The organism is Streptomyces sp. 6-11-2 (assembly GCF_006540305.1).
In the GTDB taxonomy this organism is placed as follows: Bacteria; Actinomycetota; Actinomycetes; order Streptomycetales; family Streptomycetaceae; genus Streptomyces.
In genome coordinates, this window is sequence record NZ_BJOR01000002.1 from 487985 (window position 1) to 503263 (window position 15279).

General features: G+C 68.4%; 9 protein-coding genes and 2 pseudogenes. 8 read left to right on the forward strand and 3 right to left on the reverse strand.

The genetic code is table 11. From position 1 onward, the window contains the following. Window positions 1-30: 30 nt before the first annotated feature. The 5 genes from TNCT6_RS38385 (at window position 31) to TNCT6_RS38405 (ending at window position 7349) form a co-directional block, all read left to right on the forward strand. Complete coding sequence (locus TNCT6_RS38385; RefSeq protein WP_141367767.1) at window positions 31-2544, forward strand: amino acid adenylation domain-containing protein; 2514 nt, start codon at window positions 31-33, stop codon at window positions 2542-2544. A 23-nt stretch (window positions 2545-2567) separates the two neighbouring features. Then, window positions 2568-3536 carry a TauD/TfdA family dioxygenase gene (locus TNCT6_RS38390; RefSeq protein WP_141367768.1) on the forward strand — a complete coding sequence of 323 codons (969 nt, stop codon included), beginning with the start codon at window positions 2568-2570 and terminating at the stop codon, window positions 3534-3536. A gap of 72 nt (window positions 3537-3608) precedes the next feature. Beyond that, the gene (gene sbnB / locus TNCT6_RS38395) at window positions 3609-4679 is read left to right on the forward strand and encodes a 2,3-diaminopropionate biosynthesis protein SbnB (protein WP_172633311.1); all 1071 of its coding nucleotides are present in this window, start codon (window positions 3609-3611) and stop codon (window positions 4677-4679) included. A 407-nt stretch (window positions 4680-5086) separates the two neighbouring features. Beyond that, window positions 5087-5317, forward strand: coding sequence for a hypothetical protein (locus TNCT6_RS41530; RefSeq protein ID WP_253266538.1), 231 nt, complete (start codon window positions 5087-5089; stop codon window positions 5315-5317). 763 nt (window positions 5318-6080) lie between these two features. After that, window positions 6081-7349: an IS256 family transposase gene (locus tag TNCT6_RS38405; RefSeq protein ID WP_141366885.1), complete on the forward strand. Its 1269-nt coding sequence runs from the start codon at window positions 6081-6083 to the stop codon at window positions 7347-7349. 587 nt (window positions 7350-7936) lie between these two features. On the opposite strand, the pseudogene pknB reads toward TNCT6_RS38405, so the two are convergent. Further along, window positions 7937-9070 (reverse strand): annotated as a pseudogene (gene pknB, locus TNCT6_RS38410) (Stk1 family PASTA domain-containing Ser/Thr kinase); the annotation flags it as partial. A 249-nt stretch (window positions 9071-9319) separates the two neighbouring features. On the opposite strand from pknB, the pseudogene TNCT6_RS38415 reads away from it, so the two are divergent. Next, window positions 9320-10855 (forward strand): annotated as a pseudogene (locus TNCT6_RS38415) (hypothetical protein); the annotation flags it as partial. Further along, window positions 10855-11577, forward strand: coding sequence for a helix-turn-helix domain containing protein (locus tag TNCT6_RS38420; RefSeq protein WP_141367771.1), 723 nt, complete (start codon window positions 10855-10857; stop codon window positions 11575-11577). The pseudogene TNCT6_RS38415 and the gene TNCT6_RS38420, both read left to right, overlap by 1 nt. A gap of 505 nt (window positions 11578-12082) precedes the next feature. Here the strand turns inward: TNCT6_RS38420 and TNCT6_RS38430 are convergent. Together TNCT6_RS38430 and TNCT6_RS38435 are read right to left on the reverse strand one after the other, a co-directional pair. Next, entirely contained in the window at window positions 12083-12727 is a 645-nt protein-coding gene (locus tag TNCT6_RS38430) for a response regulator transcription factor (RefSeq protein WP_141367772.1), read from the reverse strand. Next, on the reverse strand, window positions 12715-13869 hold the full coding sequence (locus TNCT6_RS38435; protein ID WP_141367773.1) for a histidine kinase: 1155 nt from the start codon (window positions 13867-13869) through the stop codon (window positions 12715-12717). Before TNCT6_RS38435 ends, TNCT6_RS38430 begins: the two co-directional genes overlap by 13 nt. A gap of 113 nt (window positions 13870-13982) precedes the next feature. Here TNCT6_RS38435 and TNCT6_RS38440 point away from each other — a divergent pair, with 113 nt between their 5' ends. Further along, window positions 13983-15212, forward strand: coding sequence for a serine hydrolase (locus TNCT6_RS38440; protein ID WP_141367774.1), 1230 nt, complete (start codon window positions 13983-13985; stop codon window positions 15210-15212). Window positions 15213-15279: the final 67 nt, after the last annotated feature.

Genomic DNA, 15279 nt, shown 5'->3' on the forward strand with positions numbered 1-15279 from the left:
ACACCGGGCACAAGGACAGGAAACGAACCGATGGCAACGCACCCGAACCCCACCCGAAACGGTCTGGAGTATTGGCGCGACGTACTGACAACCGGCGGATTCGCCCCCGTCCCACGCTGGACCCTCCACCCGGTGCCCGGCGTGAGCCAGTACGAGACACACGTCCCCGAAGGCATCGTCACCGGGCTGTGCCGGCTGGCCAACGAACTGGCGATACCGCTTGACTCGGTTCTGCTGGCGACGCACGCCAAGGTGCTCGCGGCGCTGTCCGCCGAGCAGCAGATCACCACCGGCTACGTCACCCACGCCGGCAACCTGCTGCCCTGCCGGCTCACCACCGCACCCGCCTCATGGAGGGAACTGCTGCACACCACCCACCAGGCGACCGCTGAACTGCTGACGCACCAGGATGTTCCGGCCTCGGACATCGACCATCTCAAGCGCGAACTGGGCCTGATCGGACCGTTGTTCGAGACCGTTCTCGATCCCGCCACGATCGACGGGGACCTCACCAGGGACACTGCGCTGCGGGTGGGCATCCGGCCCCACAACGGCCGACTCGTGCTGCGACTGCGTTACCGCACCGACACGCTCGACGCCGACAGCGCCGCCCGCATCGCCGGCTATCACGTGACCGCGCTTGCGCTGATCACCGCCGACCCCGATGCGGAACACGCGCGTCAGAGCCTGCTGTCCGATGAGGAACTGCGCTTCCAGCTCGACCGACTGGCCGGACCCAAAAGGGAGTTGCCGAGCGCGAGGGTACATGAACTGTTCGAGGACCGGGTGCGGTTGCACCCGGATGCCGTCGCCGCCGTTCACGCCGACCGGCAGTGGACCTATGCGGAGCTCAACGCCCGGGCAAACCGGCTGGCCCGCGCCCTCGCAGGCCGCGGACTCGCCCCCGAGGATGCCGTCGCGGTGGTGACCGGACGTAACCTGGACTGGCTCGCCGCCGTCCTCGCGGTCTTCAAATCCGGAGGCGCCTACCTCCCCATCGAGCCGCACTTCCCGGCCGAACGCATCGCTGCCATCCTCTCCCGCGCCGACTGCACCCTGGTGCTGACCGAACCCGGCAGCACCACCACCCTCGACCAGGCACTTGAGTTCCGGCCCGGCATCGAGAGGCTCTTCGTCGAGGCGGCCTACGAAGAAACCCACGCAGACGACGATCTCGGCATCCACGTCACGCCCGACCAACTGGCGTACATCTACTTCACCTCCGGCTCGACCGGTGAGCCGAAAGGCGCGATGTGCGAACACGCCGGCCTGCTCAACCACCTCTACGCCAAGATCGACGACCTCCGGATCGGCGAGGGGCAGGTGGTCGCCCAGACCGCGCCACAGTGCTTCGACATCTCCCTGTGGCAGTTGCTGAGCGCCCTGCTGACCGGTGGGCGAACCCTGCTGGTCGAACAGGACGCCATCCTCGACGTCCCCCGATTCCTCGACACCGTCACCGACGGCAGGGCCACCGTCCTGCAACTCGTGCCCTCCTACCTCGAAGCCGTCCTGACCGAGCTCGAACAGCGCCCCCGGGAGCTGCCCGACCTGCGATACCTGTCGGTCACCGGGGAGGCACTGAAGAAGGAGATCGCCGAGCGCTGGTTCACCGCTCAGCCCCGAATCGCGCTGGTCAACGCCTACGGGCTCACCGAGACCTCGGACGACACCAATCACGACGTCATTCACCGAGCGCCGGAACGCATCCTGCTCGGCCGCCCGGTCAACAACGTGCACATCTACGTCGTTGACGAACACCTCGCACCAGTGCCACTGGGCGCCCCGGGCGTGATCGCGTTCTCCGGGGTCTGTGTCGGCCGTGGATACATCAACGATCCCGAACGCACGCGAGCGGCCTACCTGGCCGATCCGCAACGCGCCGGCGCACGGCTCTATCTTGGCGGCGACTACGGGCGCTGGCATCCTTCGGGGAAACTGGAGTTCCTCGGCCGTCGCGACGCCCAGGTCAAGATCCGCGGGTTCCGGATCGAGATCGGCGAGATCGAGAACGCGCTACTCCGCCTTCCTGGTATCCGCGACGGCGCGGTGGTGGTGGCCGAACGCGCCGATCAGAGCAAGGATCTGGTCGCCTTCTACTCCGCCGTGAAGCCCGTCGACCCCGGGACCCTCAACGACCTGCTGGGTGCGTCTCTGCCCACCTACATGGTCCCGGCGGCCTTCCACTGGCGCGCGAGCCTGCCGCTGACCGCCAACAGCAAGATCGACAAGAAGGCACTGACGGCGCTCGCCGCACAACTCGCCACCAGCGAGGACGATCACGAGGCGCCGGCCACGCCGACCGAGCAGCGGTTGGCGGCCGCCTGGGGGCACGTCCTCGGCGTGCCCCAGGACCACATCGGACGCCGCGACCACTTCTTCGACCGCGGCGGCACCTCCCTCTCGGCGCTGAAACTCGCCGTGGCCCTGGACCGCGCCGTGGCCCTCAAAGACGTCATCGCACACCCGGTCCTCACTGATCTCGCTGCCCTGGTCGACAACCGACGCGAGCGCCACGCGACCGGATCAATGACCTCTCTTTGAACCGCATCGAAAGGAACAGCACCATGTCATACCCGACACCGGTATCCCTCCACAACGTGGAGCTGCATCCCGGCAAACCCCCGATCCTGCACGTGGACACCGCCGATGACGCACCCGCCTGGGCAGCGGAACACCACCGCGCACTGCGCACCCTGGTCACCGAACACGGCGCGGTCCTCATCCGCGGCCTGCGTCTGCGCGACGCGGAGCGGGCCGGCGACACCCTCCACCGCCTGGCCCCGGCCCTGATGACCGACAAGGAATCCTTCGCCCCCCGCCGGACCTACACACCGGGCGTGTACTCCTCCTCCGCATGGCCGCCGAACCAGCCGATGTGCATGCACCACGAACTCAGCTACACACTCCAGCCCCCTGGCCTCATGCTGTTCGCGTGTCTGACCGCACCCACGACCGGCGGAGCCACCGCCATCGCCGACGCCGCCACCGTCCTGGAAGCACTGCCCAGCGATCTGGTCCACCGCTTCGAACAAGAAGGCTGGCTGCTTTCCCGCACCTACAACGGCGAGATCGGCGTCCCCTACGGCGAGGCCTTCGGTACCGATGACCGCAGGGCCATCGAGGACCACTGCCGCACAGCCGGTATCGAATTCGACTGGCAACCCGACGGCAGCCTGCGCACCCGCCAGCGCCGCCCCGCCGTGACGGCCCACCCGGTCACCGGCCGCCGCTGCTGGTTCAACCAGATCGCCTTCCTCAACGAATGGACGATCGATCCCGAGATCCGCGATTACCTCATCGACGTCCACGGCGCCGAATCGCTGCCGTTCAACACCTGCTTCGGGGGCGGCGACACCATCGGCCCGGACATCATTCAGCTCCTCAACGACACCTACGCCGCCCACACCGCCCGCGAACCGTGGCGGGCCGGCGACCTCATGCTCGTCGACAATGTGCGCACCGCACACAGCAGGGAGGCTTTCCAAGGTCCACGTGAGGTGCTTGTCGCCATGGCTGAGCCGCTGAGCCGCTGAGCCGCTGAGCCGCTGAGCCGCTGAGCCGCTGAGCCCGGTCCCGTGCCCGCCGACCGGCGGGATGAGCGCCGGATGACCACCGTCCGTTCCACGGCAATGGAGCCCGTCATGTCCCAGCCGCACACCGTGCCCCCGTTCGCAGTGATCTCCGGCGCCCAGGTCCAGCACGTCCTGCAGGACAGGGAAGCGCAGATCGTGGACCTCATCGAGGCCACCTACCGGCTGCACGCCGCAGGGGAGTCGGTCAATCCTCCCTCCTACTTCCTGCGCTTCCCCGACCGACCCACCTCCCGGATCATCGCGCTGCCCGCCTCGATCGGCGGACAGGCGCAGGTGGACGGACTCAAATGGATCTCCAGCTTCCCCGACAACGTCCAGGCCGGCATCCCCAGGGCGTCCGCCGTCCTGATCCTCAACGATCACGACACCGGCTACCCCTTCGCCTGTCTGGAAAGCTCCATCATCAGCGCCACCAGAACTGCCGCATCCGCAGCGCTGGCCGCCGACCGCCTCACCCGCAACCGGCAACGCCCCACCCGCATCGGGTTCTTCGGTACGGGCCTGATCGCCCGCTACATCCACACCTTCCTGACTGCCGTGGGCTGGTCCTTCGACGAGATCGGTGTCCATGACCTGTCCCACCGCAGCGCAGCGGGATTCCGCGACTACCTCCAACAGACCGGCGGCGCCGCACGGATCACCGCACATGGCAGCCCCGTGGACCTCGTCCGTTCCAGCGACCTCGTCGTGTTCGCCACCGTTGCGGCCGAGCCACACGTCAGCGACCCGGCCTGGTTCCACCACAACCCACTGGTTCTGCACGTGTCCCTGCGCGACCTGGCGCCGGAGATCATCCTCGCCTCGACCAACATCGTCGACGACGTCGAACACTGCCTCAAAGCCGGCACCTCCCCGCACCTGGCCGAACAGCTCACCGGCAACCGCGACTTCCTGCATGGCACACTCGCCGACGTCATGAGCGGACGAGTAACGCCCCCCACCGGCCGGCCTGTGGTCTTCTCGCCGTTCGGCCTCGGAGTACTCGACCTCGCTGTCGGCAAATACGTCTACGACGAGACGGCCCGCTCCGGAGAGCTCAACGTGATCGAGGGCTTCTTCCACGACCTGCGCCAGCACGGTTGACCGGCCCACAGCACCCCGTGGGTCCGCCGGGACGAATGGCCCTGTCTGGCTCGAGTACGTGGATCAGGCAAGGCAGCAGTAGGGCCTGTTCTGAGTCCGGATCACCATGTGCGTGTGGGAAGCTGTTGTCTTTCCGGAGGTTAGGACTCCGTTTTCGCTGGTGGGGCATAGGGAGCGATCTGGTGGGAGCGACGGCTTGTCATGTCGTCGCTACCTTGCCGCTCATCGGCCAGACTGCCTCCGCCCCCAACCGCTCCAGCCACGGCCGCTTGTCGCAGGCCGCGTGCGCCAGGCACAGCCCGACCGAGGTTGCCGACGTGCGCCTCCAGCGTCACCACCAGGCCCACCACGCACCGGCTCGCCACATCGATCGCCACGGTCAAATACCGTCGGCCGATCGGCATTCGGTGCTGCTCGTCAACCACGACCACATCCACCGGCGTGTGGTCGACCTGGACCTGCTCCAGCAGATCGGTGACCGCGGGCGGCACGCCATCGGCCGACCGCAGGCCGCCTCGCTTCCCTCTCGCGCGGCAGTGGAGGAGACCGGCTCCAGCTGGGCGATCCGCCGCACCACCGTCCCCCGCGAGGGAGCCCGCAGGCCCCGAGCCCGGCGCTGGCTCGTGATCTCCCGGTGAATGGCCGCCACACTTCGGCGCTGCCGGGTCAGGTACCGCCTGCGCAGCACCTCCGTAACGATCGCATCGGCCTCGTCCGGCAGCCGCCCGCCCCCGAAGCCGCCGCTGGAACGGCCCGGCAGTAGATCCGACACCAGCCCCACACCCACGTGCCAACGCTCAAGTAGCACATACACCTGACGCCGGGATATCCCCAGCATCGCGGCGGCCTCGTCCGCGTCCGCCAGCCCCACCCTGGCCTTCTCGGCAAGAGGCCCGATCACCTCGGCCTGCCGTACCGCGGTATCCCACACCTCGTCCTGCGCGGTCAGCACCCCGCGCTCGGCCACCAGTCCCGCCGCCACGTGGGCCCCCTGCCCAACGCGCACACGACTACGGACCAACTAGACCGTAGTGCAGGCGACTTCGTGACATGGGAGAGTGCACAGTTCCCTGCGCTCCGCGATGAAACCCCAGATCATCCGCGCACGAGACCATAGACATTCACCGCGTGTCGACGTCCAAGCACCGTTGTTCAAGAACCGAGAAGGTTGTTGAACAGGCGAGCCTTGGCGCCCCGGGCTGTCGTGTGGGGCGAGCCCTGTCCGACGACCTGCCGCCCTGGTTCACTGCGGCGGCGTACGAGGGAGTGTCATGAATCAGGTGTGATCTTCCCCGAAGGAGTCACCTGATGAGTACGACGACGGATCACCGGATCGAGACCCTGGGCAGCGTGTCGCTTGCCGTGGCCGACGGCAGTGTCCAGGGTGCCGACGTGAAGTCGATGCCGGTGTCGCCGAACGGTCTGTCCAGCGAACTGCTGGAGGAGCTGGCCGCGCTCGCGGCCGAGAAGGTCCGCGGGGAGGGGCTGAGACTGATGGGCGAGGGCGGGCTGCTGCCCGAACTGGCCCAGCATCTGATGCAGGCCGCCCTGGAGGCCGAGATGGACGAGCACCTGGCCGCCGAGGCCGGCCGGGTCGGCGGGCGCGGATCTCGCTCGGGCGGCAACATGCGCAACGGCTACCGGGCCAAGAAGGTGATGACGGAGGTCGGCGCCGTGACGGTGCAGGTCCCCAGGGACCGGCTGGGTACCTTCCGGCCCCGGATGCTGCCCGTGTACGCCCGCCGCACCGGCGCGCTGGACGACCTGGTGATCTCGCTGACCGCGAAAGGCCTGACCTCGGGCGAGATTGTCTCCCACCTCGCCCAGACGTACGGAATGACGACCACGAAGGAGACCATCTCCACGATCACCGACAAGGCCCTGGAATCGATGGCGGAATGGCGCACCCGCCCCCTCGATCCGGTCTACCCGGTCGTCTTCATCGACGCCGTGCACGTCAAGATCAGGGACGGTCACGTCGCCAACCGGCCCATCTACGTGGCCATCGCGGTCACCACCGACGGCTACCGCGAGATCCTCGGCCTATGGGCCGGGAACGGAGGGGAAGGCGCCAAGTACTGGCAGACCGTCCTGACCGAAATCAAGAACAGAGGCGTCCGGGACGTGCTCATGCTGGTCTGCGACGGACTGAGCGCCCTGCCCGACGCGGTGAACACCGTCTGGCCCCAGACCGTCGTGCAGACCTGCGTGGTCCACCTCATCCGCGCCAGCCTGCGCTATGCCTCCCGCCGCGACTGGGCCGACGTCGCCCGCGACCTCAAGCCCGTCTACACCGCCGTCAACGAGGAAGAGGCCCGTGCACGGCTGGCCGACTTCGACGCCACCTGGGGCAAGCGCTACCCGTCGATCGCGGGAACCTGGGAACGGGCCTGGAGCGAGTTCGTGCCCTTCCTCGGCCTGCCCGACGCGATCCGGCAGGTCGTCTACACCACCAACGCGATCGAGTCCCTCAATGCCCGCTACCGGCGGGCGGCCCAGGCCTGCGGGCACTTCCCCAACGAGCAGGCCGCCCTCAAACGCCTCTACCTTGCCACCATCGCCCTCGACCCCACCGGCCGCGGCCGCCAGCGCTGGAACAACCGCTGGAAGTCCGCTCTCAACGAGTTCGACGTCCTCTTCGACGGCCGGCTCACCGCCGGAAGAGTGTAGGCCGAACAGCCCACCGAACAACTCGTAGGCCAAACAGACGAATCACACCTAATTCCTGATAGACCCCGGCCGGCGGCTCAGAGCTCGGTGAACTGGCGCTGGGAAAGACCGTACTGCTGCGCTATGGGGTTCCACAGGGCGGCAGCCTTCTTCTTGGCGAGGGTTGCCTGCTCGCTGGCCGCGTTGCCCTGGTCGGGGGTGTTCGCCGCGTGGCCGTTATGGCAGCCATTGGTGCCGGCCGTCTGGTCGGCCCAGGCGGCGTAGTGGTTGTCGGCGGCGGCGGACGCCTTCCAGGCCGTGGTGAGCTGGGACACCAGGTCGCCGTGGTTGGGTAGTTTGTCGAAGGTGAGCCGGGAGAGCTTGGTGACCAGGTCGTCGCGCTGGCTCGCGGCGGTGCGCAGGGCGGTCGCCGAGTCAGCGAGGTTGCTGCACTGCTTGATGGAGGCGACCGCGTCGATCACCGTTGCGCGGCTGTTGTTGCTCGACTGCAGCAGCGCGTCGAGCGACTTCGCTTGGGCCTGCGCGGTGTCCGTCCCGGACTGGCCGTTGCCCGAGGTGGCGGAGGCGTCGGCGGCCGGCTGCTGGTCGTTGCCGTTGTCGCCGCCGACGCTGAGCGCGGTGGTCACGACGATGCCGATCAGAGCGAGGCCGGCCACGCCGATGCCGAGGAGCGCGCCCAGCGACAGGCGCCGGCCTCCGGCGGGGGCCGGATCGGCGTACCCGGCGTCGAAGCCGGCGCTGCCCGGGCGGCCGCCGTCGTCGCTGTAGCTGGACTTTTGCGGGGGCTGCTGCAGCGTCGGCAGGGCGGTGGTCGGTGCGCTGTCCGTGGAGCCGTCGTACCCGTATCCGACGGCGCCGAGCGCGGCCGTTGCGGCGACCGGCCGGCCGTCGAGGTACGCCTCGATGTCCGCGCGCATCTCGTCGGCGGACTGGTAGCGGTGGCCAGGGTTCTTGGCCAGCGCCTTCAGGACGATCGCGTCCACCTCGGGAGGGATCTCAGGGCGGAAGACGCTCGGCGGTTGCGGAGCCTCGCGTACGTGCTGGTAGGCGACGGCGACCGGGGAGTCGCCGATGAAGGGAGGCCGAACGGTGAAGAGTTCGTAGAGCAGGCAGCCGGTGGAGTACAGGTCGGAGCGGGCGTCAACGGTCTCGCCCTTCGCTTGTTCCGGCGAGAGGTACTGCGCGGTGCCGATCACCGCGGCCGTCTGCGTCATCGTCATGCCGGAGTCCCCCATCGCGCGCGCGATGCCGAAGTCCATCACCTTCACCTGGCCGGTGCGGGTGAGCATCACGTTGGCGGGCTTGATGTCCCGGTGGACGATGCCGTTGCGGTGCGAGTACTCCAGCGCCTGGAGGATGCCGACGGTCATCTCCATGGCGCGCTCGGGCAGCAGGTTGCGACCGCTGTGCAGCAGATCGCGCAGGGTCGAGCCGTCCACGTATTCCATGACGATGTACGGGATCAAGACGCCGTCGACGAAGTCCTCGCCGGTGTCGTGGACCCCGCAGATCGCGGGATGATTGAGCGAGGCGGCTGACTGGGCCTCCCTGCGGAACCGGGCCTGGAACGACGGATCGCGGGCGAGGTCCGCCCGCAGCGTCTTCACCGCGACGGAGCGGTCCAGGCGGATGTCATGGGCGAAATGGACCTCGGCCATGCCACCACGGCCGAGTATCGTGCCCAGCTCGTACCGCCCGCCTTGGCGACGTGGTTCTTCCATGGTGAGTCCCCCTGCCTCTCCCCTTTTCGGAGCCTCCCGGAGCCCGAACCTTCGGCACTGGGTTCGGGGAGGCGATGAAGCCCTCGCCAGCCGCTCGACGTGCGGTGACCGCAATGGCGATTGCGTGATCTTACAGGTCGTTTCAAAGTGAGATTCACCAGGCTTTGCGCCCAGGAGTTGAGCTGGCCGCGGGAGGCGCTGGCTGTCCGCGAAGGCCCTATGCTCGCGTAGACAACGACCTGATGTGGCCGGACCCACCACCTCGACCTCGGCAGCAGGTCGGCCGCCGACATCCTCACCGCCGTCTTCCACACCATCCCCGACGGCGTAGAGCGGATCTACATCACGGCCGGCGACCCCTGGCACCGGGATGCCGACCGCTACCCCTACCTGCGCGACGCGGTCGCCGCCTGGCTGAACGCCCCCACACCGGGCTGGCGCACCGACACCGGCCGCGGCCGCGACCGGATGGCCGGACACTTCGTCCACGCCCGCAACCCCGTCGGTCGCTACCAGCGCGAGAACGGCGACAGCCACGTGGAGATCCGCTCGGTGGGGGAGTGGTTCGACACCGACGGAGACACCCCCGCCACCATCCGCGACGCCTTCGTCCTGCTGTGGCAGGCCCTGCGCCACCACTGGCCCGACGCGGTCATCATGGGATCTCCCTCCCAGACCGGCCGTGACCTGTGGACCCGCACCATCCCCACCCGCGGCCAGTACGCCGACGGCTTCCCCGTCCTGTCGCAGGAGCTGCGCGGCCTGCTGCACGCCACCGCAGGCCAGGGCCGCAACGAACTGATCACTCCGCCCCGTGTACCTGAGCAGCTGCCCCAACTTGTCGAGTACGACCGCACCTTCGCCTACGCCAAACACACCTGGAAGTCCCCGGTCGGCACCCCCCGCCGCATCACCGCCGCCACGTTCGCCGCCTGGTCGGAGAAGGAACAGATCCGCGCCCTGTACGGGTGTGGGCACTGGCAGGTGCGCGTGACGGTCCCCGACACTTGGAACCACGTCGGACTCCTCCCCGCTCCCGCCCCCGGAGACCGCGCCTGGCACTACCCGGCCACACCCGGAGCCACCTTCACCACCTGGGCCGGCGGCCCCGAAATCCATACCGCCCTGACCAACCCACTCCAACCGTGGAAGATCGAAATCCTCGACGGCATCCTGTGGGACGACGGCAAACCCCTTGACGACTGGGCCAAGAAACTCAAGGAGACCTGGACCAACCTCTCCGCTCAGGCCCACTTCCAGGGCAACCCTCAGCAGGCCCGCGCCGCTCACCTCGCCTCCCGCGCCGTGCGCTCCATCCTCCTGTACGGCATCGGCTCCTTCGCTCAACGCCCCCGCATGGTCACCGGCACCACCCCCCGCACCCTGGAACGCGACGTGCCCCCAGATGCCGAGATCATCGCCTTCGACGACGAACTGATCACCTGGCAGAAGCCCACCGGCTTCGCCCTGGACCCCAACGCCCACCCCGAATGGGCCGCCGCGATCTGGTCCGGCGCTCGGGCCGCCCTGCTTACCCAACGCCACCGCGACGACGACACCTACGCTGGCGCCCTCCATGCCCCGCCCGGCACCGTCGTCGCCTTCCGCACCGACGCCCTCTACCTCACCCAGCCCCAGAACTGGCCCCACCACCACCAGCCCGGCGACTACCTCCTCAAAGGCCACCTCACCGGACCCCTGCCCGCCCCCACCACCGAAGAAGAACTCCTGACCCTGCGAGACGCCGGACGCGCCGCCCTCACCACCACCGGCCAGGAGGCCTGATGCCGCCCCGCCGACGCCGCAACCGCCCGAGAAACCAGAGAGGGTTGAACGAAGCGGCACGCCTTGCCGACCGCCTCCAACAGGCCGGCTACACCAAACGCGACATCGCCCGCATCATCAACCGCGACCCCTCCCTCGTCTCGCAGTTCTACACCCGAAACAAAGGCGCCGCCTTCGTCACCGCCCTACGCGAAGTCCTCACCGCCGTCGAAGTCGGAGGCATCACCGACCTGCCCGAACTCGCAGCCATCGCCGCCCGTCACACCCACCGCCGCACGACCGCGACCGGTGCCCCCGCCCGGGTGCGCACCAAAGCCGTCCTGATCACCCCCACCGGCACCGGCGCCGGCCGCGTCGGCGTCCAGGCCATCGCCTCCGGCTCCACCCGCCTGCGCCCCCTGATCGCCGAAGCCGCCCAGCGCGGCCTGCGCCTGGCCTTCACCGTCCGCCTCGCCAAGACCGGCTACCTCCACCCCTCCGGCAGCCGCACCGACTCACCCGGTATCCGCCGCAACATCATCCAACGCGCCGACCACACCGAAGAACGCTCCTATGGCTCCGGCCCCACCGGCGGCTTTGATGCCGCCGAGTTCGCCCGCCGCGTCGATGCCACCGCCGGCGACGTGACCGCCGCCGTACGCCAGTGGCTCGTGGAAACCGGACGCATCCGTGCAGACGCACAGATCATCCACCTCGAAGTCCGCACCTGGCGCGCACGCTGACCTACTCGGCAGCGGCGCGCGGACTGTAGCGGGCGACCTTGCCGCCGCACGCGCGCCAAGCACCAGCGCTGAGCGATCCTGGTCCCGGCGTCGGTGCCGTTCGCTCTGGACATGGCTTAGTGGTTGGCTCCGGAAGTCCTTCGGGGGTTGATCAAGCAGCGAGGTGGAGCGAGGATTTTTCCGGGTGATTGGAGGTATGCCGGTCGAGCCTGGCCAGTGGATCGTCCAGGTCGGAGGCGGTGAACTTCCACTCGAACGGCTGTGCCGTGGCGTTGTAGCGGTCTTCGAAGGCTCGGAGCCGATCCCCGGCCTGGGCAAGGTCGGTGAAGTCGTTGGGTGAGACAAGACACCATCCTGCCCACGGGCACCTTCGTCGGCAGCCCCGAGGACGCCCTGGATGGTGCCTGCGGCCTTTACCTCGTCGCCTTCGGTATCTGACACAGCGGCAGGCAGCCTGCCGGCTCCGGGGTCAACCCCCGAATGACTGCCAAAGCCAATGACTTGGTTAGTGGCGGCTGAGATAGGTGAGGACTGCGAGGACGCGGCGGTGGCCGCTGTCGGCCGGCGAGAGGCCGAGCTTGGCGAAGATGTTGCCGATGTGCTTGTGGACGGCGTTCTCGGTGATGACGAGCCGGGCCGCGATCGTGGCGTTGTCCTTTCCTTCGGCCATCAGGGCGAGAACTTCGCGTTCGCGTGGCGTGAGGGCGGCAATCGGGTCGTGGGCGTGACGGGTGAGGAGCTGCCCGATCACCTCGGCGTCCATGACGGTACCGCCGGCGGCGACCCGCCGCAGCGCGTCGATGAACTCGCTCACCCGGCTCACCCGGTCCTTGAGAAGGTAGCCGATGCCGCCGCGTCCATCGGAGATCAGCTCGCCGGCGTACTGCTGCTCGACGTATTGGGAGAGGACGAGCACGGGCAGGCCGGGGTGCTGGCGGCGGGCGTGGATGGCGGCGTGGATGCCCTCGTCGCGGAAGGTTGGCGGTAGCCGTACGTCGACGATGGTGACGTCCGGTCGGTGTTCGGTGACGGCGGCGACGAAGCCGGGGGCGTCCTGGGTGATCGCGGCGACGTGAAAGCCCTTGGCGGTCAGCAGGAGTTCCAGCCCATTGGACAGCAGGACGTTGTCCTCGGCGATCACGACCCGCATGCCAGGCTCACAGTGATCGTGGTCGGGCCGCCGCTGGGGCTGTGGATGTGGACGGTGCCGTCGAGCGCCAGGACACGGTGGCGGATTCCGGCGATGCCGGTACCCAGCGTCTCGTCGGCGCCGCCGACTCCGTCGTCGGTGACCTCGATCGACAGCCGGTCACCGTCGCGTGCGACGCGGACGGCGGTCCGGGTGGCCCGGCTGTGCTTGGCCGCATTGGTGAGCGCCTCGGCGATCGTGAAGTAGGCCACGGCCTCGACCGCGGCGGGGATCGTGCCGAGATCGCCGATATCGAGGGTGGTGTCGATCGCCGATCGGGTCCCCAGCGCGGCCAGCGCCCCGGCGAGGCCGCGATCGGCGAGGACCGGCGGGTAGATCGTCCGGATCACCACACGAAGCTCCGCCATGGCCTCCTCGGTACTCTCATGCGCTTCCTCCAAGAGTCTGGCCACCGTCTGGGGGTCCTCGCTCAGCGACTCACGGGCCAGGCCCAGCCGCATCGCGATGGCCACCAGCCGGGCCTGGGTGCCGTCGTGCAGGTCACGTTCGATCCGGCGGAGTTCCGCGCCGTGCGCGTTCATGGCGTCGGCCCGCGTCTCGGTCAGCGTCTCCACACGCTGCGCCAACCTCTCAGTGGCCGAGGGGGACAGCAACGCAACACAGATCCGGGCGTGTAGGCGCGCCAGCAGTGGAACCAGCCAGTAGGTCAGGGCCGCGAAGATGACGACTTGTGCGGTCCCCAGGGTCAACGCCGTGCCCCAACCGGACAGTGGAACACCGGCGGCGAAGCCGCCCGCGCGGGTACCGGCGGGCAACGCCCACCACAAGGGCACCGTGATGGCCGTGGCCACCGCGTTACCTGCGCACAGCACCACGACGAGCCCGAACACCAGACTGGTCACGATGCATGTGCACAGCCACCCGAGAACGCGCCACGTACCGACACGGACGGGACCAGAACGCGGAGAAAGCAGCAGCCGGTCGGCGCGGCGACGATGCCAGGACGCCCAAGCGCGAGCCGTCATCGGGACGATGAGTACGGGTAGCGCGAACAGGGCGACCGCAGCGGTGAACAGGCTTTCCAGTAGATAACCCAGACCGCGCCACATCGCCGAAAGCCGACTGGCCCCATGGTGGTTCATTCGCACAAGTCTGAGCCATGGCGACCGAGCCTGGCACTACAGCCCACTACCCCTTGTTCTCACTGGTGAGCTGTATCGTCCGCTTCCCCCTACCAGACCTAGCGTCAACGCCCATGACGAGTTCACCGATTCATTCACCACGGCGGCGCGGGGGATCCCTCCGACGAAACCTGGCCCTGGCCGCCATCGTGGCCGGAACCCTTTCCACCAGTTGTACGTCCGGCGCGGGGGCCGCCAAACAGCACGACGACCAGGCCCAGCTTCGGCGCGACGCCGACGCGATCACTGCACTCGGTGTGACGGGAGTGCAGGCCCGTCTGGTCACCCCTGACGGCTGGAACCTGACCGCCACCAGCGGCGTCGCCGACCTGACGGCCCGGCGGCCGGTCCCCTCGAACGGCTACTTCCGGACAGCCAGCGTCACCAAGGCGTTCGTGGCCACCGTGATCCTGCAACTCGCCGGCGACGGCAAGCTCTCCCTGAACGACACGGTCGAGCGATGGTTGCCGGGCGTGGTGTCCGGAAACGGCAATGACGGCCGCGCGATCACCATCCGTCAACTGCTCCAGCACACCAGCGGTCTTCACGACGACTACCCCGACTACACCTCGGCGAAGAACTTCTACCAGCACCGATACGACACCTACACCCCCGAGCAGACCGTCGGCCGAGCGATGCGTCACCGGCCGGACTTCCAGCCCGGCAAGGACTGGAATTACTCCAACACCGGCTACGTCCTGCTCGGCATGATCATCCAGCGGGTCACCGGACACCCCTGGCATCAGGAGGTACAGGATCGGATCGTCCGGCCGCTCGGCCTCAAGCACACCTTCTGGCCGGGTACTTCGCCCAAGCTGCCCCAGCCACACGCTGAGACCTACCAAAGGTTCAAGCCCGGCGAAGCGCCCGTGGACGTCACCGAGCAAGTCGGCTCGGGCACCAATGGAGAGGCCGGACTCGTCTCCACCACCGCCGATATCAACCGATTCTTCCGCGCATTGCTCGGCGGCCGGCTCCTGCCCCCGGCGCAGCTGACGCAGATGAAACAGGCCAGCCCAGTCAGCAAGGAGTTCCAGCAGCTCATGCCGGGCGTCCGTGATGGGTTGGGACTCTTCTCGCGCCCACTGTCGTGCGGCGGCACGTACTGGGGCCACGAGGGCGGCGATTCCGGGTGGATCACCGCCGACGGTGTCACTGCCGACGGCCGGCGCAGCGTCACAGTCTCGTTGTCGGGCGTGTTCGCCCAATCGGCGGACGACGTCCTGCACGTGGTACAGGCCGAAAGCAAGCTGGTCGACGACGCCCTGTGCGCGACTCCGAACGCCGACCATCAGCGGCGTTGAGGTCCTCCGCATGGAGCGGGTACGGGACATCTGCGCACCGGACGGTCCGGAAGCAGGAAGGCCGGGC